Origin of the sequence: Actinoplanes sp. NPDC023936, assembly GCF_040639325.1 — a bacterium.
In the GTDB taxonomy this organism is placed as follows: Bacteria; Actinomycetota; Actinomycetes; order Mycobacteriales; family Micromonosporaceae; genus Actinoplanes.
In genome coordinates, this window is sequence record NZ_JBEZZR010000042.1 from 38,284 (window position 1) to 56,869 (window position 18,586).

The 18,586-nt window shown below is 71.6% G+C and carries 16 protein-coding genes; 2 read left to right on the forward strand and 14 right to left on the reverse strand.

The features are described from left to right. Nucleotides 1-269 precede the first annotated feature (269 nt). Together AB0F72_RS35600 and AB0F72_RS35605 are read left to right on the forward strand one after the other, a co-directional pair. Nucleotides 270-1,040: a putative protein N(5)-glutamine methyltransferase gene (locus AB0F72_RS35600; RefSeq protein ID WP_360441176.1), complete on the forward strand. Its 771-nt coding sequence runs from the start codon at nt 270-272 to the stop codon at nt 1,038-1,040. 19 nt (nt 1,041-1,059) lie between these two features. Then, a complete protein-coding gene (locus AB0F72_RS35605; RefSeq protein WP_360441179.1) occupies nt 1,060-1,902 on the forward strand; it encodes a hypothetical protein in 843 nt (280 codons plus the stop codon). Here AB0F72_RS35605 and AB0F72_RS35610 read toward each other — a convergent pair. From AB0F72_RS35610 to AB0F72_RS35675, 14 genes are all read right to left on the reverse strand, one after another. Beyond that, nucleotides 1,883-2,731 (reverse strand): DegV family protein, encoded by an 849-nt coding sequence (locus AB0F72_RS35610; protein ID WP_360441182.1) that lies wholly within the window; start codon nt 2,729-2,731, stop codon nt 1,883-1,885. The genes AB0F72_RS35605 and AB0F72_RS35610 overlap by 20 nt on opposite strands. Before the next feature lie 29 nt (nt 2,732-2,760). Continuing rightward, nucleotides 2,761-3,159 carry a hypothetical protein gene (locus AB0F72_RS35615; protein WP_360441185.1) on the reverse strand — a complete coding sequence of 133 codons (399 nt, stop codon included), beginning with the start codon at nt 3,157-3,159 and terminating at the stop codon, nt 2,761-2,763. Between the two features lie 36 nt (nt 3,160-3,195). Next, a complete protein-coding gene (locus tag AB0F72_RS35620; RefSeq protein WP_360441188.1) occupies nt 3,196-3,828 on the reverse strand; it encodes a histidine phosphatase family protein in 633 nt (210 codons plus the stop codon). Next, on the reverse strand, nt 3,825-4,226 hold the full coding sequence (gene rsfS, locus AB0F72_RS35625) for a ribosome silencing factor (protein WP_041829574.1): 402 nt from the start codon (nt 4,224-4,226) through the stop codon (nt 3,825-3,827). The genes AB0F72_RS35620 and rsfS overlap by 4 nt, the downstream gene beginning before the upstream one ends. 41 nt (nt 4,227-4,267) lie before the next feature. Next, nucleotides 4,268-4,873, reverse strand: a complete 606-nt coding sequence (nadD, locus tag AB0F72_RS35630; protein WP_360441192.1) for a nicotinate-nucleotide adenylyltransferase — start codon at nt 4,871-4,873, stop codon at nt 4,268-4,270. A 46-nt stretch (nt 4,874-4,919) separates the two neighbouring features. Further along, nucleotides 4,920-6,422, reverse strand: a complete 1,503-nt coding sequence (locus AB0F72_RS35635; RefSeq protein ID WP_360441195.1) for an ATP-binding protein — start codon at nt 6,420-6,422, stop codon at nt 4,920-4,922. Nucleotides 6,423-6,481: 59 nt separating this feature from the next. Beyond that, nucleotides 6,482-8,977 (reverse strand): aminopeptidase N, encoded by a 2,496-nt coding sequence (pepN, locus tag AB0F72_RS35640; protein ID WP_360441198.1) that lies wholly within the window; start codon nt 8,975-8,977, stop codon nt 6,482-6,484. A gap of 151 nt (nt 8,978-9,128) precedes the next feature. Further along, on the reverse strand, nt 9,129-9,569 hold the full coding sequence (locus AB0F72_RS35645; RefSeq protein WP_360441201.1) for a GNAT family N-acetyltransferase: 441 nt from the start codon (nt 9,567-9,569) through the stop codon (nt 9,129-9,131). Between the two features lie 57 nt (nt 9,570-9,626). Next, nucleotides 9,627-11,144 (reverse strand): GTPase ObgE, encoded by a 1,518-nt coding sequence (gene obgE / locus AB0F72_RS35650; protein ID WP_360441204.1) that lies wholly within the window; start codon nt 11,142-11,144, stop codon nt 9,627-9,629. A gap of 78 nt (nt 11,145-11,222) precedes the next feature. After that, nucleotides 11,223-11,480 (reverse strand): 50S ribosomal protein L27, encoded by a 258-nt coding sequence (gene rpmA, locus AB0F72_RS35655; RefSeq protein WP_014441262.1) that lies wholly within the window; start codon nt 11,478-11,480, stop codon nt 11,223-11,225. Nucleotides 11,481-11,488: 8 nt separating this feature from the next. Beyond that, on the reverse strand, nt 11,489-11,803 hold the full coding sequence (rplU, locus tag AB0F72_RS35660; RefSeq protein ID WP_014441261.1) for a 50S ribosomal protein L21: 315 nt from the start codon (nt 11,801-11,803) through the stop codon (nt 11,489-11,491). A gap of 237 nt (nt 11,804-12,040) precedes the next feature. Then, on the reverse strand, nt 12,041-15,583 hold the full coding sequence (locus tag AB0F72_RS35665) for an Rne/Rng family ribonuclease (protein WP_360441208.1): 3,543 nt from the start codon (nt 15,581-15,583) through the stop codon (nt 12,041-12,043). A 264-nt stretch (nt 15,584-15,847) separates the two neighbouring features. Continuing rightward, nucleotides 15,848-16,582, reverse strand: a complete 735-nt coding sequence (locus AB0F72_RS35670) for a TIGR03936 family radical SAM-associated protein (RefSeq protein WP_360441211.1) — start codon at nt 16,580-16,582, stop codon at nt 15,848-15,850. A gap of 51 nt (nt 16,583-16,633) precedes the next feature. Next, on the reverse strand, nt 16,634-18,577 hold the full coding sequence (locus AB0F72_RS35675) for a TIGR03960 family B12-binding radical SAM protein (protein WP_360441214.1): 1,944 nt from the start codon (nt 18,575-18,577) through the stop codon (nt 16,634-16,636). Nucleotides 18,578-18,586: the final 9 nt, after the last annotated feature.

Here is an 18,586-nt window from a genome sequence, read left to right on the forward strand (position 1 = left end):
CACCGGCGGGCGAACGCCCGAAAGGGCGTTCGGGCGGCGGGAGATCCTCCTCCGCCCAGCCCGGAATGATGTCCGACCAGCTCAGCGGCCCGCTTTTCGGGGGCGGGGCAGGCGGGACCGGCCGCAGCACGGCCCGCAGCCGCGCCCCGGCGACCTCACCGCTATTCTTCGCCTCTCGCACGGCCCGAAGCTAGGAACTTCGTGACCCGTCCGCCGACGCCCCTGTGGACGACGCGGGATTGTGGACAACTCCCGGGAGGAGGCCAGACGTGCTAGCGACATCGGATGCCGTCCACCGGCTGCGCGCCGCCGGCTGCGTCTTCGCCGAGGAGGAGGCGGCCGTGCTGGCCGAGGCGGCCGCGGACACCGCCGGGCTGGCCGCGATGGTCGACCGCCGCGCCGCGGGCGAGCCGCTGGAGCAGATCGTCGGCTACGCGGACTTCGCCGGGGTCCGGGTGCGCCTGCGGCAGGGCGTCTTCGTCCCCCGCGTGCGCAGCGAGCTCCTGGTCCGCCTGGCGGCGACGGAGGCCGCCGAGGGCAGCGTCGTGGTCGACCTCTGCTGCGGCTCGGGCGCCCTGGGCCTGGCCGTCCGGACGGCGGTTCCCGGCATCACGCTGCACGCCGCCGACCTGGACCCGGTCGCTGTCGCCTGCGCCCGGGACAACCTGGGCGGCGGCGTCCATCAGGGCGATCTCTACGCCGCCCTTCCCGGGCACCTGCGCGGCGGCGTCGACGTCCTGATCGCCAATGTTCCCTACGTCGCCACCCGGCACATCCCGTTCCTTCCGGCCGAGGCTCGCGACCACGAGCCACGCACCGCCCTGGACGGCGGCGACGACGGCCTGGCGGTGTTCCGGGCGGTGGCGGCGCAGGCCCGGGACTGGCTGAGCCCCACCGGCCTGCTGCTTTCCGAGATCACCGAGGCGCAGGCGGCCACGGCGTGCGCGATCGCCGATGGGAACGGATTGACGGCGGCCGTCACCAGCGACGATGATCTCGACGCCTACGCGATCATCGTCCGGCCGGCGCCGGCGCGATAGGGCCATTCGGGAGACGGAAGTGGGCCTGCTACGAAGGATCGCCCGGGCCCGGCTGGCACGCCGGGTGATCCGCCAGTTGCGCCGGGCGGGTGTCCGGGACGCACGCTACTCGGCGCGTTCCTTCAGCGTCCGGTTCACCGGTCCCGGCGACGACGAGCCGTCGGTGCTGCAGCTGGGGCCGCTGCTGGACCGGCGGATCCGGCGCCGGCAACTGGACGCGTTCGTGGCGGGGCTGCTGCGCAACCCCGGCCTTCCGGCCGACTGGGCCTCGGCCCGGCCGCTGCTGCGCCCGGTCCTGCGCGGGGAGGCGCCGGACGACCTGCTGCGCAGGCCGGCTCTGCCGTGTCTCTCCGAGTTCGTCGTGGTCGATCATCCCGAGACGATGACGTACGTGTCACCCGCCCAGCTGGCGATCTGGGATGTCTCGGCTGACCTGGTCTTCGGCACCGCACGGCGCAACCTTTCCGGGGCGGTCCTGCAGGGCGTCGCGTCCGGTCCCGTGGTGGTGCGGTTCGTCGACGACGGCAACGCGTACTGGACCTCGCACCTGCTGCTGGAGAACTGGCTGGGGCGGCTGGCCGACCAGGTGGGCGGAGTTCCGGTGGCGTTCGCGCCGGAGCGCGGCACGCTGCTGGTGACCGCGGACGGCAGCGAGCACCTGCCGGGCCTCTTCGCCCAGGCCGAGCAGATCTTCCGGGAGTCGGCGCGGGCCCTGACCCCGATGGCGTACGTGAGCAACGACCAGGGCTGCACGGTCCCCTATCCGGCGCCGCCCGGCCACCCGCTGCACCCGCTGGTCCGCCGGGCCGAGAAACTGCTGGCCGAGCACTCGAACCGGGAGATCACGCGCGGCGGTGGATGACCACCCCGGCCAGGCCCGGGCCGGTGTGCGCCGCCACGACCGCGCCGACCTCGGTGAGGTAGCAGTCCCGGAGCCGGTCACCGAGCCGCATGCTTATCGCGTCGACGAGCGCGTTCGCCCGGTCCGGTGTGCCGAGGTGGTGCACCGCGATGTCGGCCTCGCCGTCACCGGCCGCGTCGACGGCCAGGTCGACGAGCCGGCTCAGGGCCCGGCCGGCGGTCCGGACCTTGTCCCGGACCACGATCGCGCCGTCCGCCACGTGCAGGATCGGTTTCACCGACAGGGCGGTGCCGACCAGCGCGGACGCCGCCCCGATCCGGCCGCCGCGGCGCAGGAACTCCAGCGTGTCGACGTAGAAGAACGTGCTCACCCGCGACGCATGGTCGGCTGCGGCTCGGCGTACCGTCTCCAGGTCGTGGTTCTTGGCGGCCGCCGAGGCCGCCGCCAGGGCGGGGAAGCCCAGCCCCATCGCGGCTGTCCCGCTGTCCACCACCCGCACCTGCGGCCCGACCTCGGCGGCGGCCAGCTGAGCCGCCTCGTAGGTGCCGGAGAGTTTGCCGGACAGGTGCACCGAGACCACGCCGTCGGCGCCGGCCTTGAGCAGGCGGCGGTACTCGGCGACGAACTGGGACGGCGCGGGGCGTGAGGTGCTGACCGCCACCCGGCGGGTGCCCAGCGCCCGGGCGACCTCGGCCGGCGAGATCTCCAGGCCCTCCAGGCCGTCCCAGCCGTTGATGACGACGGTGAGCGGCACGATGGTCAGGTCATACGTGCCGCTCAGCTCGGCCGGCAGGTACGCGGTGGAGTCGGTGACGACCGCGATGGTCATGCAGGCAAGGTACTTGATGAAACCAGGGGTCAGCTGCCGGCCACGGAGGAGACCTTGAACGGTTCCCCCTGCTGACAGGTCGTCATCAGGTCCTTTTCCGGCGTGCCGGTCACGGTGATCTGGTCACCGGCCTTCACGGACTGCTTCTGAGCAGCGTCGTTGAAGATCAGCAGATGGCCGTCGAGAAGCAGGCAGCCGGGCTCGACGCCCTCGGTGACCGTGCCGGTCAGAGTGGTCGTGCCCTGGCTGCTGGACTTGCTCGGAAGGCTTGGATCATCGACCGGCGCTGAGGGGGCGACGGTCGTGGACTCGAGCGGCGCGGGGGCCCCGGGCTCGGTGCCGGTGTTGTTCGCGCAGCCGGCGGAGAGCGCCAGGAGCAGCGCGACAGGGACGATGCTGCCGGGAGCGATGCTTCGACGAATCAACATGGTCCTGAGACGTTACCGGAACGGCCGGGGTTCCCCTCAGACGGCAGGCGGAACGGGACGGTCGGTAAAGACGCCGACGTTGTACGCCGAGAGCTGCCAGCCCCGCTCGTCGTCCGCGGTCAGCTCCACCCAGTGGCAGTTCTGCAGGGCGCGCAGCGTGCGGACCTGCTGAATGGGCCAGCCGAGCAGGTGACCGATCCCCTGGCGGGCCGCCGCGCCGTGGGTGGCCGCCACGACCAGGCCCCCGGGTGCCAGCCGGGCCGCGTCCTGCAGCCCGTCGGCGACCCTTTTGCCCAGGTCGTCGAGGGTTTCCACGTCACCGCCGACCACGTCCTCGCCGGCTTTCCACCGGGCGAACTCGGCCGGCCGCTGGGCCGCCACCTCGGCGGTGGTCAGGCCCTGCCAGGCGCCGAAGAACCGCTCGCGGAGCCGCTGGTCGTAGCTGACCGTCTGCCGGGTGAGCGCGGCCAGCGCGGCGGCCGTGTCCGCGGCCCGGCGCAGGTCGCTGGCGACGATCGCGTCCGGCCGCATCGCGCCCAGCAGCGTCGCCGCCTCTGCGGCCTGCCGCCGCCCGAGGTCGTTGAGCGGCACGTCGGTCTGCCCCTGGACGCGCCCACCGGCGTTCCAGTCGGTGTTGCCGTGCCGCCAGACGATGACCCGGGTGGTCACGCCTCGGTTCCGGGTGCTCCCGCGTCGACCATGTCGCGGTCGACGAACGGAATCGTCGGGCAGTCCTTCCACAGCTTGTCCAGGGCGTAGAACTCCCGCTCCTCGGTGTGCTGCACGTGGACCACGATGTCGACGTAGTCGAGCAGCACCCAGCGGCCCTGGCGCTCACCCTCGCGCCGCACCGGCTTCGCCTTCTCCGGCAGGTTGACGAGCGCTTCCTCGATGGCGTCCACGACCGCGACGACCTGACGCTCGTTCGACGCCGAGGCGATGACGAACGCGTCGGTGATGTAGAGGTGGTCGCCGACGTCGATGACGGAGATGTCCTGCGCCTTCTTGTCGGAGGCGGCCTGAGCGGCTGCCATCGCGAGTTCAAGAGCGCGTTCGTTGACGGGCAAAAGAATCCCCTCGGTCCAGGTATGTCAGGACGTCAAGCGTCTCACATCGCGCCGGGAATCCCCGAGTCCCGATAGAGCCCTCGCTTGTTGATGTACTGCACGACACCATCCGGGACCAGGTACCAGACCGGGGAGCCGTCCGCCACGCGCTTACGGCAGTCACTGGACGAGATCGCCATGGCCGGGACCTCCACCAGCGTCACGCTGTCCTCCGGCAGGCCGGCTCCGGAGAGCTCGAAGCCCGGCCGGGTCACGCCGATGAAGTGCGCCAGATCCAGCATGGTGAGCGCGTCCTTCCACGACATGATCCGGGAGAGGGCGTCGGCGCCGGTGATGAAGTAGAGCTCGGCGGACTGGCCGTACAGGGTGCGCATGTCCCGCAGCGTGTCGACGGTGTAGGTGGGGCCGTCCCGGTCCATGTCGGCGCGGCTCACGTGGAACCGCGGGTTGGAGGCGGTGGCGATCACCGTCATCAGGTAACGGTCCTCGGCGGGCGAGACCTTGCCCTTCTCGTACGGCTGACCGGTCGGCACGAACATCACCTCGTCGAGGTCGAAGCGCGCCTGCACCTCGCTGGCGGCGACGAGGTGGCCGTGGTGGATGGGATCGAAGGTGCCGCCCATGATGCCAATGCGCCGTCCGGACATCTGGAAAAGATAGCCTTTGTTCCGATCAAGGGGCGGCGGGCGGGGGTCAGCCGTCCAGGCGTTTTCTCACCGCGGTCAGCAGGTCGTTCGCGGTGAACGGCTTCTCCAGCAGGGCCACGCCGGGATCCAGGGTCCCCTCGGACGCCAGCACCGGCTGGGCGTAACCGGACATGTAGAGCACCCGGGTGCTCGGCCGGACCACCACCAGCCGCTCGGCCAGCTCCTTGCCGAGCATCCCCGGCATCACCACGTCACTCACCAGCAGATCGATCTCGCCGTCGTGCCGGGACGCGAGGTCGAGCGCCTGCCGCCCGCCCTCCGCGGAGAGCACCCGGTACCCGGCGCCCCTGAGGATCCGGCCGGCCACGTCGCGGAGCGCGTCCTCGTCCTCGACGACCAGCAGCGTCTCGCCACGGCCCTCGGTCTCCGGCTGGGCGCCGTCGAGCTGTTCCGGCACCGGTTCGGCGCCGGCCGGCAGCAGCACTGTCACAGTGGTGCCGAATCCCAGCTCGCTGGTGATGTCGACCTCGCCACCGGCCTGGGTGACGATGCCGTAGACCGTGGCCAGCCCGAGCCCGGTCCCCTCGGCGCTGCCCTTCGTGGTGTAGAACGGCTCGAACGCCCGGTCCAGCACCCCGGCGTCCATGCCCCGGCCCGTGTCGGTGACCCGCAGCCGCACCTGGTCGTCCTGGCGACCCGTGTCGATCACCAGGTTGCCGCCGGCCGGCATCGCGTCCCGCGCGTTCAGCGCGAGGTGGACCAGCATCTGTTCCATCTGGGCCGGGTCACAGGTCACCGACGGCAGGCCGGGCTCCGGCCGGAGGATCAGCCGCACGTGCTCGCCGAGGGTCCGGCAGAGCAGCTCCCGCACCCCGCCGATCAGCGCGTTCAGGTCGATCGCCTGCGGGCGGACCACCTCTCGCCGGGCGAAGGCGAGCAGCTGATGGGTCAGGTCGGTGCCGCGCTGCCCGGCCTTCACCACCTGCTTCGCGTCGGCGGCGATCATTCCGGCGTCGGGTTCGGCCGACTCGGCCTCCTCGATGACGAAGTTCGCGTAGTTGAGGATCACCCCGAGCATGTTGTTGAAGTCGTGGGCGATGCCGCCGGCGAGCTGGCCCAGGCTCTCCAGCCGCTGACTGCGGTGGGCCTGCGCCTCGGCACGCAGCCGGGCCCGCTCTTCCTCGGCGCCGAGCCGCTCGGTGATGTCGCGGACCACCGCCACCGCGAGCCGGCCCTGCGGGGTCTCGACGATCGTGGTGGAGGACTCGACCGGGAACTCGGTGCCGTCCTTACGGCAGGCGGTCGTTCTGATCATGCCGATCGAACCGGGCGGGCTCTCGCTCATGACCCGTCTTCGCTCCTCGCGGAGCGCCCGGGACGCGTCGGTCATCAGCACGTCGACGGACTGGCCGACGAGTTCGGAGCGGGGCCAGCCGTACAACTGCTCGGCACGGTCGTTGACGAGCACGATCCGATCGCCGTCGATCACCAGGATCGCGTCGGGCGCGGCCTGCAACAGCCCGCCGGCCAGCTCCTCGGACCACTCCACGCACCCACCCCCGTAAGCACAGATTACGAGGTCACGGGGGTGGGAACGGGAGAATCAGATCAACCGCGAGCGGCCAGCGCCCGCCGCATGTCGTCGTCCGCGTCCTGCACGACGCGGCGCAGAATCGGGTTCAGATCCGCTGTGGCGAGCAGCTCGGCGGCGAGCTGCCGGGTCCGTTCCGAGACGGCGACGTCCGGGTACGCGGCCAGCGCCGTCTTCTCGGCGCTCATGCCCTTGCGCACCCGCACCATCTCCGGCATCTCCGCGAAGTAGCGCCGCACGTACCCGGACAGCACGTCGAGCTGCTCGGGCTGCCAGAAGCCGGCCGCGGTGAGCTCGGCGAGCCGGTTGGAGAGCGAGCCGTCGGCGACCGCCGCGGTCCAGGCGGCCTCCTTGGCGGCGGGGTCCGGCAGCGCGGCCCGGCAGCGGGCGGCCCACTGCTCACCGCTGGCGCTGCGGTCGGCGGCCAGTTCCGCGTCGATCGCCGCGGAGCCGGCCGCGCCGAGCACCGCGAGCCGGTACTGGATGAGCCAGCGCAGATCGGCGTCGACGGTGAGCCCGTCCGGGACGTTCTCGCCGTCCAGCCAGCCGCGCAACCGGGCCACCTCGGTGGTCGCGCCGATCAGGCCCCGGGCCGCGGCCAGCTGGTTCGAGCCGCCCGGCGGGGACACCCGGAGCAGCCGGTCGGCGGCCTGGGCGACCAGTTCCAGCGCGGCCGGGCGGGTATCCGGCGTGGCGTACCTGTCGACGAGTCCCCGGGTGGCCCGCAGGACGTCCTCGATGATCACCACCTCGGTCTCCATCGGCAGCGCGGCGAGGACCAGGGTGACCAGTTCGGCGACCGGGCGCTCGCCGTCCACCACGGCGTCCAGCACGGCGGCCCAGATCACGGCGCGGGCCAGCGAGTCGTCCAGCAACGGCAGCAGCAGCGGCACGGCGGCCGCCGACTCCTCGTCCAGCCGGACCTTGGCGTAGGTCAGGTCCCCGTCGTTGAGCAGCAGCAGATCGGCGGCGGGCTCACCGGCGAGCTCGGCGATCACGGTACGCCCGGACGCCTCCAGCTCCACCTCGAGAAGCCGCCGCCGCACCACGGCGCCGCCCTCCACCTGGTCGAACAGGCCGATGCCGACCCGGTGCGGCCGCAGCGTCGGGAACTCGGCCGGCGCGGTCTGCACCACCGCCACCTCGGCGTAGTTAGCGCCGTCCCGGCGCACCTCGGCGCGCAGTGTGTTGACCTGGGCCCGGCGCAGCCACACGTCGGCCCAGCCGGACAGGTCGCGCCCGCTCGCCTTGGACAGCGACCCGAGCAGGTCGGCGAGGGTGGCGTTGCCGTAGGCGTGCGCCGCGAAGTGCGCGTTCAGCCCGGCCAGGAACGCCTCGTCGCCGAGCCAGGCGACCAGCTGCTTGAGGACGGCCGCGCCCTTGGCGTACGAGATGCCGTCGAAGTTCAGCAGCGCCGCGTCGGTGTCGGTCACCTCGTTCGGGGCGACCGGATGGGTCGACGGCCGCTGGTCGGCGCGCAGCCCCCACGCCTTGCGGTGCATCGCGAACGTGGTCCAGGTGCCGGCGTAGCGGGTGGCCTCGGACGCGACCCGGGTCCCCAGGTACTCGGCGAACGACTCGTTCAGCCAGAGGTCGTCCCACCACGCCATCGTCACCAGGTCGCCGAACCACTGGTGCGCCATCTCGTGGGCGATCACGTTGGCCCGGTGCTCCCGCTCGCTCTCGGTGACCACCGAGCGCGGGATCATCTCGTCCCGGAAGACCACCAGGCCGGGGTACTCCATCGCGCCGAAGTTGAACTCCGGCGCGAACGCCTGCTGGTAGTGCCCGAACGGGTAGCGGATCTCGAACATCTCGTGGAACCGGTCCAGGCACTGCTTGGTGATCTCGAAGATCTCGCCGGCCTCGGCGTCCAGGTGCTCGGCGAGGGCCGCCCGGGCATAGAGCGCCAGCGGGATGCCGTCGTGCTCGTCGGTGCGCACGTGGTACTTCCCGGCGATCAGCGAGGCCAGGTACGTGGAGATCCGCTTGGTCGGCGCGAACTCCCAGCGGCCGCCGTCGCGGGACACCAGCACGCCGTTCGTCGCGACCGTCCACTCGGCCGGCGCGGTGACGCTCACCTGCCAGGACGCCTTGAGGTCGGGCTGGTCGAAACAGGGCAGCACCCGGCCGCCGTTGTTGATGAACAGGTGCTGGTAGAGGTAGACGTTGCCGTCCGCCGGATCGATGTAGCGGTGCAGGCCCTCACCGTCGATGGAGTACCGCATCAGCGCGTCGACGGCCAGCTCGTTGCTCTCCGCCAGCCCGTCCAGGTGCAGGCGGCCGTCGCGGATCGCGGCCGGGTCCACCGGGGCGCCGTTCAGGGTGATCGAGGACATCTCGGCCGGCTCGAACTCCAGGAACGTGGCGGCGCCGGGCCGGGCGCGGAAGCGGACCACCGCCCGGGAGCGGAACGTGTCGCCGTCAGCGGTGACGTCCAGGTCGACGTGGTAGGTCTCGACGTCGACGAGGGACGCCCGTTCTGCGGCCTCGGCGCGGGTCAGGGTCGGCATGAAAACCATTCTGCCTGCCGGGAAAAGACCCTGTTCTGCTGGACCCGGCCCACGTCCGGGAGATCTTGGCGGAGGGCGCCGCGCGGGTGCGTCCCACCGCTTCCGCGACGGTACGGCGTACGCGTGCCGCCCTCGGCCTGGTGAACCGGACCTACTGAACCAGGGCCGGCAGCCGCTTCTCGAAGCAGAGATTGCGCGGGTCCCCGTAAGCGGGGATCCGCGCATAGCCGGACGACTGGTAGAGGGCGATCACCGCGAGCAGATGGGCGGCCGTCTCCAGCCGGATCACCGGGCGGCCGGCCGCGAGCGCCTCCTCCTCGAGAGCGACGATCATCTGCCGGCCCAGCCCACGCCCGCGGTGTGCCGGGCGCACGTACATCCGGGTGATCTCGGCGACCTCGGCCTCCGCGGCACGCCAGCCGCCGCAGGCCACCGCCCGGCCGTTCACGATGCCGACCAGGTACTCGATGTCATCACGCGGCTCGAATATCCGCTCCCCCGCCCGGGCACCGGCATCCGTCAGTTCCCGCTGTTGAGCGGTGACCAGGGCGGCCAGTTCGGGGTCCAGGGCGGGACGGTTTTCGATCAGCACGGGGGTGACTCTAGGTGACCAGCCTTGCCAGCGGGTTGCCGAGACCTGGCCTATGCCCTATTCGTCGGTGTCGCCCGTGCCGTTCGCGTCGTCATCGTCGTCGGTGACCAGCACCGGCACCTGCGAGTTCTTGACGCTGCTGACCGTGCCGTCCGCCGCCATGTGCTGGATCTCGTCCTCGGAGCGGACCCGGCGGGCCTTACGGGCCGCGAGACGCTGCGCCGCGCTCGGCCGGGTGTCGAGTTCCTCCAGGCGGGAGTCGGTGCCGCGCGGGCCGGAGACGTACTCCCCGGCGTTCGGCTGCCAGTCGAACTCACGGTCGCCGATCCGGACCGGGTCGCCGGGCTGCGCGCCCTTCTTGCCCAGCATCGCCTCGACGCCGAGCCGGTCCAGCCGGTCGGCGAGGTAGCCGACGGCCTCGTCGTTGTCGAAGTTCGTCTGCCGGACCCAGCGCTCGACCTGGGCGCCGCGGATCACGAACACGCCGTCCTCGTCCTGCTCGATCGTGAAGCCGGCGTCGTCGACAGCGCGCGGGCGCAGCACGATGCGGGTGGGCTCCTCGACCGGCTTGGCCGCCCGGTTCTCGGCGACGAGCTTCGACAGGGCGAAGGTGAACTCCCGGAGACCCTCGCGGGTCACCGCGCTGATCTCGAAGACCTGGTAGCCGCGGGCCTCCAGGTCGGGGCGGACCATCTCGGCGAGGTCCCGGCCGTCCGGGATGTCGATCTTGTTGAGCACCACGAGACGCGGACGGTCCTCCAGACCGCCGTACGCCGAGAGCTCGGCCTCGATCGCGTCCAGGTCGGCGAGCGGGTCGCGCTCGATCTCCGGCGCCGCCGCGTCCAGCACGTGCACCAGCACCGAGGTGCGCTCGATGTGCCGCAGGAACTGCATGCCGAGGCCCTTGCCGGTGGCCGCGCCAGGGATCAGGCCGGGCACGTCGGCGATGGTGAACGTCTCCTCGCCGGCCTGCACCACGCCCAGGTTCGGCACCAGGGTGGTGAACGGGTAATCGGCGATCTTCGGCTTGGCCGCGGACATCACCGAGATCAGCGAGGACTTGCCGGCCGACGGGAAGCCGACCAGGCCGACGTCGGCGACGCTCTTCAGCTCGAGCACCACGTCGAACTTGTCACCCGGCTCACCCAGCTCGGCGAAGCCCGGCACCTTGCGCCGGTTGTTCGCCAGCGAGGCGTTGCCACGGCCACCCCGGCCGCCGCGGGCCACCTCGAACTCGGTGCCGCTGCCGACCATGTCGGCCAGCACCTCGCCGGACTCGGACATCACGACGGTGCCGTTCGGCACCTTGAGGATCAGGTCCTTGCCGGTCGCGCCGTCGCGGTTCGCCCCGGCGCCACCGCCGCCGTTGTTGGCCTTGATGTGCGGGTGGAAGTGGAAGTCCAGCAGGGTGTGCTGCTGCGGGTCGACGACCAGCTTGATGCTGCCGCCGTGCCCGCCGTTGCCACCGTCGGGGCCGCCGAGCGGCTTGAACTTCTCCCGGTGCACGGAGGCACAGCCGTGCCCGCCGTCACCCGCCTGCAGATGCAGCACGACCCGGTCGACGAACGTGGTCACTTCAGCACTCCTCTTACCGGTTGGAAAAACAACAGCGGGCCGCGGACCCGAGGGTCCACGGCCCGCTGTAAAGAAAAACTACTCCGCGACCGGCACGATGCTGACGGTCTTGCGACCACGCTTCGTGCCGAAGAGCACGTTGCCGTTGGCCAGAGCGAAGAGCGTGTCGTCGCCACCACGACCGACCAGGTCGCCGGGGTGGAACTTCGTGCCCCGCTGACGGATCAGGATCTCGCCGGCGCTGACCAGCTGACCACCGAAACGCTTCACGCCGAGGCGCTGGGCGGCGGAGTCACGGCCGTTGCGCGAGCTGGATGCACCCTTTTTATGAGCCATAGCTGCGCCTACTTCCCGCTCTTGATGCCGGTGACCTTGACGCGAGTCAGCGGCTGGCGATGCCCCTGGCGCTTGTGGTACCCGGTCTTGTTCTTGAACTTGTGGATCCGAATCTTCGGTCCCTTGGTGTGCTCGGCAATCTCGCCGGACACCGTCACGCTGGCAAGCTTGGCCGCATCGGTCACCAGGTTGTCACCGTCGACGAGGAGGACCGCGGCCAGGGTCAGGGCGTCGCCGGGCTGACCCGCGAGCTTCTCAACCTCGATCACGTCGCCCTCGGCAACCTTGTACTGCTTGCCGCCGGTCTTGACGATCGCGTACATCGACGCGGACTCCCTGAGACTTGCGCAGCCGGAAAGCTGCTGGCGGATAGTGCTGGGGGCTCCGGCAAGCGCTCGGAAGCGCGCACGGAACGGGTGCCGGAAAGGCACCGTCGGCAAGACTACTTCATCGCAGGCCCGAGACCCAAACCGGGCCCGTCGACCCGGTCCCGGGACGGCCCGGAACGCGGCTGGCCGCCCCCGCTACGAGAGCAGGGACGGCCAGCCGTGAACAAAACCTCAGGGACGGGTACGCCGCCGGGTGCTGCTGCGACGGGAACGCCGCCGCCCGCCGGCACCCGCGCCGACCGCGTCGTCGTCGTCCTCCGCCGCGTCCGGGTCGTCCGACCCGGCCAGCCGCATCGGCTCGGTCTCGGCGTACTCGACGCCGTTGGCCTCGGCCGTATCGTCCGGCTCGGCCGACTCGTAACGGGACAGGTCGTACCCGCTCATGTCGTACTCACCGCCGTCGGAGCTGGTGAGCGGCGCCTTCACCGGCCGGCTGATGATCCCCGAGCCGGCCACCGGCGGGGTTGCCGCCGGGGCTGCTGCCGAGGCTGCCGGAGGGGCCGCCTGCGGAGCTGCCGGAGGGGTCGCCACGACGGCGGGCGGGGCCTCCGCCACCTGGGCGGCCGGACCGCTTCCGGCCGGCTCGACGGCGGCCGGAACGTTCTCCGCCGGCGTCGTGACAGCCCGCTCGGGCTCGGCGACCGTTGGTGCTACCACCGTTGGCTCTACCACCGTGGGCTCGGTCACCTCGACCGGAGCGGCGCTCTCGCCACCCCGCCGGCGGCGCTTGCCGCTCGGTGCCTGCTGAGTCGGCGGCTGCTGGGGCGGCGCCTCGGTGCGCACCGCCGCCGCGACCGCCTTCACCTGCGTCGCAGTGCCGCCGCCACCGCTCGAGCGCTTCTCCGGCACCGGCTCCGGGTGAACGATCACCCCACGGCCCTTGCAGTGGTCACAGGTCTCGCTGAACGCCTCCAGCAGGCCCGCGCCGATCCGCTTCCGGGTCATCTGCACCAGGCCGAGCGAGGTGATCTCGGTTACCTGGTGCTTGGTCCGGTCCCGGCCCAGGCACTCGGTGAGCCGCCGCAGCACCAGCTCGCGGTTGCTCTCCAGCACCATGTCGATGAAGTCGATCACCACGATGCCGCCGAGGTCGCGCAGCCGCAGCTGACGCACGATCTCCTCGGCCGCCTCCAGGTTGTTGCGGGTGACCGTCTCCTCGAGGTTGCCGCCCGCGCCGGTGTACTTACCGGTGTTGACGTCGACCACTGTCATCGCCTCGGTCCGGTCGATCACCAGGTGACCACCGGACGGCAGGAAGACCTTGCGGTCCAGCGCCTTCATGATCTGCTCGTCGATCCGCCACTCGGCGAAGGCGTCGGCCACACCGGTGTGCCGGCGCAGACGCTCCACCAGGTCCGGGGAGACCGACTCGAGGTAACCCTCGACCTCGGCGTACGCCTGCTCCCCCTGCACGACCAGCTCGCGGAAGTCCTCGTTGAACAGGTCTCGGACCACCCGGATGACCAGGTCCGGCTCCTCGGAGAGCGCGCGCGGCGCGTTGCCCTCGGCGGCGCGGGCCTGGATGTCCTCCCACTGCGCCTGCAGCCGCTTCACGTCCCGGGCCAGCTCGTCCTCGCTGGCGCCCTCGGCCGCGGTGCGGACGATCACGCCGGCGCCGTCCGGCACCAGCTTCTTCAGGATGTCGCGGAGCCGCTTGCGCTCGGTGTCCGGCAGCTTGCGGCTGATCCCGGACGCGTTGCCGTTCGGCACGTAGACCAGGTGCCGGCCGGAGAGCGCGATGTGGCTGGTCAGCCGGGCGCCCTTGTGACCGATCGGGTCCTTGGTGACCTGCACCAGCACCGAGTCGCCGGAGCGCAGCGCCTGCTCGATCGAGCGGGCGCGTCCCTCCAGGCCGGTGGCGTCCCAGTTCACCTCGCCGGCGTAGAGCACGGCGTTGCGGCCGCGGCCGACGTCGACGAACGCGGCCTCCATGCTCGGCAGCACGTTCTGCACCTTGCCCAGGTACACGTTGCCGACCATGGTGCCGGAGGTGGCCCGGGCGACGTAGTGCTCGACCAGGATGCCGTCCTCGAGGACCGCGATCTGGGTACGGTCCTGCTTCTGCCGCACCACCATGACCCGGTCGACCGCCTCCCGGCGGGCCAGGAACTCCGACTCGCTCAGGATCGGCGGGCGGGTGCGGCGCTGCTCGCGGCCGTCCCGGCGGCGCTGACGCTTGGCCTCCAGCCGGGTCGAGCCGGAGACGCCCTGCACCTCGTCGGAGGTGCGGCGGGGCTCGCGGACCCGGACCACGGTGTGCACGCCGTCCTCGATGCCGCCGACCTCGGCGTCACCACCGGAGCCCTTGCGGCGGCGGCGACGGCGGCGACGGGTGACACCGTCACCGTCGGTCTCCTCGTCGCCCTCCTCGGCCGCGGCCTCGGCGCTCTCGTCGTCGCCGTCCTCGTCCTCGGTGTCGGACTCGCCGTCCTCGGACTCGTCGGACGGGCCCTTGCCACGGCCACGGCCACGGCGGCCACGGCGGCGACGGCGGCGGCCCGACTCGTCGTCGCCGTCGTCGTCGTCCTCGACGTCGTCGGACGTCTCGTCGGTCTCCTCGAGAGCCGGCTCCTCGACAATGGCACCGGCCTCGGCGGTCTCCTCCGCGGCGCCACGACGGCGGCGGCGGGAACGCCGGGTGCCCTCGACAGGCGCTTCGGCGGCGACTTCCTCGGCCGGCTCGGCGGCGGCAGCGGGAGCCTCGGCCGGCTCGGCCGTGACCGGCTCGGCGGCGGACTGCCCGGCGGCGCCGCGACGGCGGCGGGTGGTCGTGGTGGGCTGCGGCTGGTCCTCGGCCGGTTCGGCGGCGGCCGGCTCGGCGGCGCCACGGCGGCGGCGGGTGGTGGCCGGGGCGGCCTGCGCCTCGGACGGGTCCGGCGGCATGAAGAGCACGGCGGGTGGCAGGGCCGCACGGCGGGCCGGCGACGGGCCGGCCGGCTGCTCCTCGACGAAGTCGTCGTCGAGCGGAAGGATGCCGACGACCGGGACACCTGCCGCGCGGGCGGCCGAGGCGGCCTCGATCGCGGCGTCCGCGATCAGCTCCTCGTCGATCTCCTCCGGGTCGGCCTCGGCGGCGGCCGACGCGACCACCGGCACCGGCTCGGGCGCGGGGGCAGGCTCCGGCGCGGCGGCCGGCTCGGGCTCGGCGGCGGTCTTACGGCGGCTGCGCGTGGCCTTCGCGGCTTTCACCGGAGCGGCTTTCGCGGCCTTGGCGGCCTTCGCCGGAGCGGCCTTCACCGGCTCGTCCGTGGCCGGGGCCTCGGAAGCGGCCGCATCGGCAGACGCGGCCGCAGTCTCAGCAGCGTTCCCGGCGGCCGGGGAAGCAGGCGCGGTCTCCGCGACCGGAGAAGCAGCGCTTCCGGCGACCGGAGAAGCAGCGGTCTCCGCGACCGGAGAAGCGGCCGGGGCGGCGGCCTTGCGGCGGCTGCGTGTGGCCTTTTTCACCGGCGGCGGGGTCGATTCGCCGGCCGTCGTCTCAGTAGCCGGGACGGCGGCCACCTCAACCGGGGCCTCCGCGGCGGTTTCGGCGACAGCCTCCGGGGCGGCCGGCGCCGGAGCGGCGGCCTTCCGGCGGCTGCGGGTCGCCTTCTTCGCCGGCGCGGGCGGCTCGGTGGCAGCGACCTCGATGGCGGCGCCGGGCTCGGCGCCGGCCGTCTCGCTCGGAGCGGCGGCGGTGCTGTCCGGCCCGTCGGCCGCAGGCTCAGGCGCTGCCACCTTGCGACGCGGGGTGCGCGTCCGGCGTGCCGGGGTAGTGCTTGCGGCGGTATCTCCGGGCGGCGTGACTGCACCGTCCCGTTCACCGCCCTGTTCTCCCAGGTTAACTGGGGGCTCGTTATCGAGCATGGGGCGCTCTCCAGTTCTCGGCGACCCCGGGCGCGGGTAAGCGCTGCCACGCAGGGTCACTGCAAAAGTGTTCCGGGCCCGGCCACGTCCGGTCGGGCTGCCGAAGTCTGCCAACGAACACCGACCGGACTCCGGTCAGCGTCCTCCGATGCCAGCGGCCTCGCGATCCACGTCCAACGGATCGACGATAACCCCCTGCGCGGTGAGTGTGCCCTGGGCCAGCCGGGTGACCCGTGGGGGGACCGGCGGCTCCAGGCCGGCCACCACGCGCAGGCCGGAAAGGACGTCATCGGGCCGCACGGCGGGCGTCACCTGCCGTACGACAAGGTCGATTATCGCACACGGTACTCCGATGGCCCCGGAAGGTAGGTCTGCCTCTTCGGTCACTGTGCACCGGGCCACCGCCGCGCGCGAGTCAAAAGATCGACGGCCCTGCTTGGTCATGCGCTCGACCAGCACTTCTGTGGATTCGAGGAAGGCCGCGACGGCGTCCTGCGCCGTTTTCGTCTCGACCTCGGGGAGCTCGATCCGCCACTGCGAGGCGTCGATCCGGTCGGCGAGACTGCCCTCGGCCGCGATCACCGCTTCCAGGATGTCGAGTCCCGGCGAGAGCGCCGCGTCCAGCGCGACCCGCAGCTGTTCCGGATCGACCGGGGTCTGCAGACCGATCTCCAGGAACTCCGCCTCGCTGCCGACACCGGTGGGCGCCGCGCTCGCGTACGAAATCTTGGGGTGTGGGGTGAATCCTTGTGAATAGGCGATGGGAACCGCGGCACGCCGCAGGGCACGCTCGAAGGCGCGAGCGAAGTCGCGGTGCGAGGTGAAGCGCAGCGGTCCGCGCTTCGCGTACCGAAGGCGGATCCGCTGCACGACCGGGGCTTGACCGCCGACCGGTTGGTTCTTCGGGGGAATGTCGTTCTCCTAAGCGGGGACCCGCAGGTTGTTCACGGGGGTCAAGGGAAGCAGCTTCTTGCCGGTGGGACCGATCTGGATCTCGGTGTCCATCGACGGGCAGACACCGCAGTCGAAGCACGGCGTCCAGCGGCAGTCGTCCTGCTCGTACTCACTCATGGAGTCCTGCCAGTCCTGCCACAGCCAGTCCTTGTCCAGACCGGAGTCCAGGTGGTCCCAGGGCAGAACCTCGAGCTCGTCGCGCTCGCGGGTGGTGTACCAGTCCAGGTCGACGCCGAAGTCCGGGAGCACCTCGGCACAGGCCTCGACCCAGCGGGCGTACGAGAAGTGCTCGGACCAGCCGTCGAACCGGCCGCCCTTCTCCCACACCCGGCGGATGACCTGGCCGACCCGGCGGTCGCCGCGGGACAGCAGTCCCTCGATCAGCGACGGCTCGCCGTCGTGGTAGCGGAAGCCGATCGCACGGCCCAGCGAGCGGTCGCTGTTGATGGCCTGCTTGAGCATCTTGAGACGGCCGTCGATCACCTCGGGCGTATCCATCTTCGCCCACTGGAACGGGGTGTGCGGCTTCGGCACGAAGCCGCCGATCGACACGGTGCAGCGGATGTCCTTGGTGCCGGCGGCCTCCCGCCCGGCCCGGATCACCTCGTGCGCCATGTCCGCGATCTCGAGCACGTCCTCGTCGGTCTCGCTGGGCAGGCCGCACATGAAGTACAGCTTCACCTGCCGCCAGCCGTTCGAGTACGCCGTGACGACCGTCCGGATCAGGTCCTCCTTGGTCACCATCTTGTTGATGACCTTGCGGATCCGCTCCGAACCGCCCTCCGGCGCGAAGGTGAGGCCGGTGCGCCGGCCGTTGCGGGACAGCTCCTGCGCCAGGTCGATGTTGAACGCGTCGACCCGGGTGGACGGCAGCGACAGCGAGACGTTGGTGTCCGCGTACTGCTCGGCGAGGCCGGAGCACATGTCACCGATCTCGGAGTGGTCGGCGCTGGAGAGCGAGAGCAGGCCGACCTCGTTGAAGCCGGAGAACTCCAGGCCCTCCTTGACCATCTGGCCGACCGTGGTGATCGACCGCTCCCGCACCGGCCGGGTGATCATGCCGGCCTGGCAGAACCGGCAACCCCGGGTGCAACCCCGGAAGATCTCCACGGCGTACCGCTCGTGGACCGTCTCGGCGAGCGGGACCAGGGGCTTCTTCGGGTACGGCCACGCGTCCAGGTCCATCGTGGTCCGCTTGGCGACCCGGAACGGGACGTCCGGCCGGTTCGGCACGACGCGCTGGATGCGACCGTCGGGCAGGTAGTCGACGTCGTAGAAACGGGGAACGTAGATGCTCTCGGTCCGCGCGAGGCGCAGCAGCAGCTCGTCCCGGCCACCGGGGCTACCCTCGGCCTTCCACTCCCGGATGATCCCGGTGATCTCGAGGACCGCCTCCTCGCCGTCACCGAGCACCGCGGCGTCGATGAAGTCGGCGATCGGCTCCGGGTTGAACGAGGCGTGCCCGCCGGCGAGGACCACCGGGTGCTCCTCGGTGCGGTCCGCGCTGCTGAGCGGGATGCCGGCCAGATCGAGCGCGCTCAGCAGGTTGGTGTAGCCCAGCTCGGTCGCGAACGAGATGCCGAAGACGTCGAACGCCTTCACCGGCCGGTGCGCGTCGACGGTGAACTGCGGGACGCCGTTCTCCTTCATCAGCGCCTCGAGGTCCGGCCAGACCGCGTAGGTTCGCTCGGCCAGCACGTCCGGTTGCTCGTTGAGCACCTCGTAGAGGATCTGGACGCCCTGGTTGGGCAGGCCCACCTCGTAGGCGTCGGGGTACATCAACGCCCAGCGGACCACCGTCGCGTCCCAGTCCTTGACGACGGCGCCGAGCTCGCCGCCCACGTATTGGATCGGTTTGCTGACCCGGGGCAACAATTGCTCGAGCTGCGGAAAGACGGAACTGACGCTCATGGGTCTCCA

Bases quoted from the DNA above. Each gene is read 5' to 3' on its own strand.
- AB0F72_RS35615 (WP_360441185.1), bottom strand. From the start codon at position 3,159: ATGTTGATTCGTCGAAGCATCGCTCCCGGCAGCATCGTCCCTGTCGCG.
- rpmA (WP_014441262.1), bottom strand. From the start codon at position 11,480: ATGGCTCATAAAAAGGGTGCATCCAGCTCGCGCAACGGCCGTGACTCC.
- nadD (WP_360441192.1), bottom strand. From the start codon at position 4,873: ATGTCCGGACGGCGCATTGGCATCATGGGCGGCACCTTCGATCCCATC.
- pepN (WP_360441198.1), bottom strand. From the start codon at position 8,977: ATGCCGACCCTGACCCGCGCCGAGGCCGCAGAACGGGCGTCCCTCGTC.
- AB0F72_RS35675 (WP_360441214.1), bottom strand. From the start codon at position 18,577: ATGAGCGTCAGTTCCGTCTTTCCGCAGCTCGAGCAATTGTTGCCCCGG.
- rplU (WP_014441261.1), bottom strand. From the start codon at position 11,803: ATGTACGCGATCGTCAAGACCGGCGGCAAGCAGTACAAGGTTGCCGAG.
- AB0F72_RS35610 (WP_360441182.1), bottom strand. From the start codon at position 2,731: ATGACCATCGCGGTCGTCACCGACTCCACCGCGTACCTGCCGGCCGAG.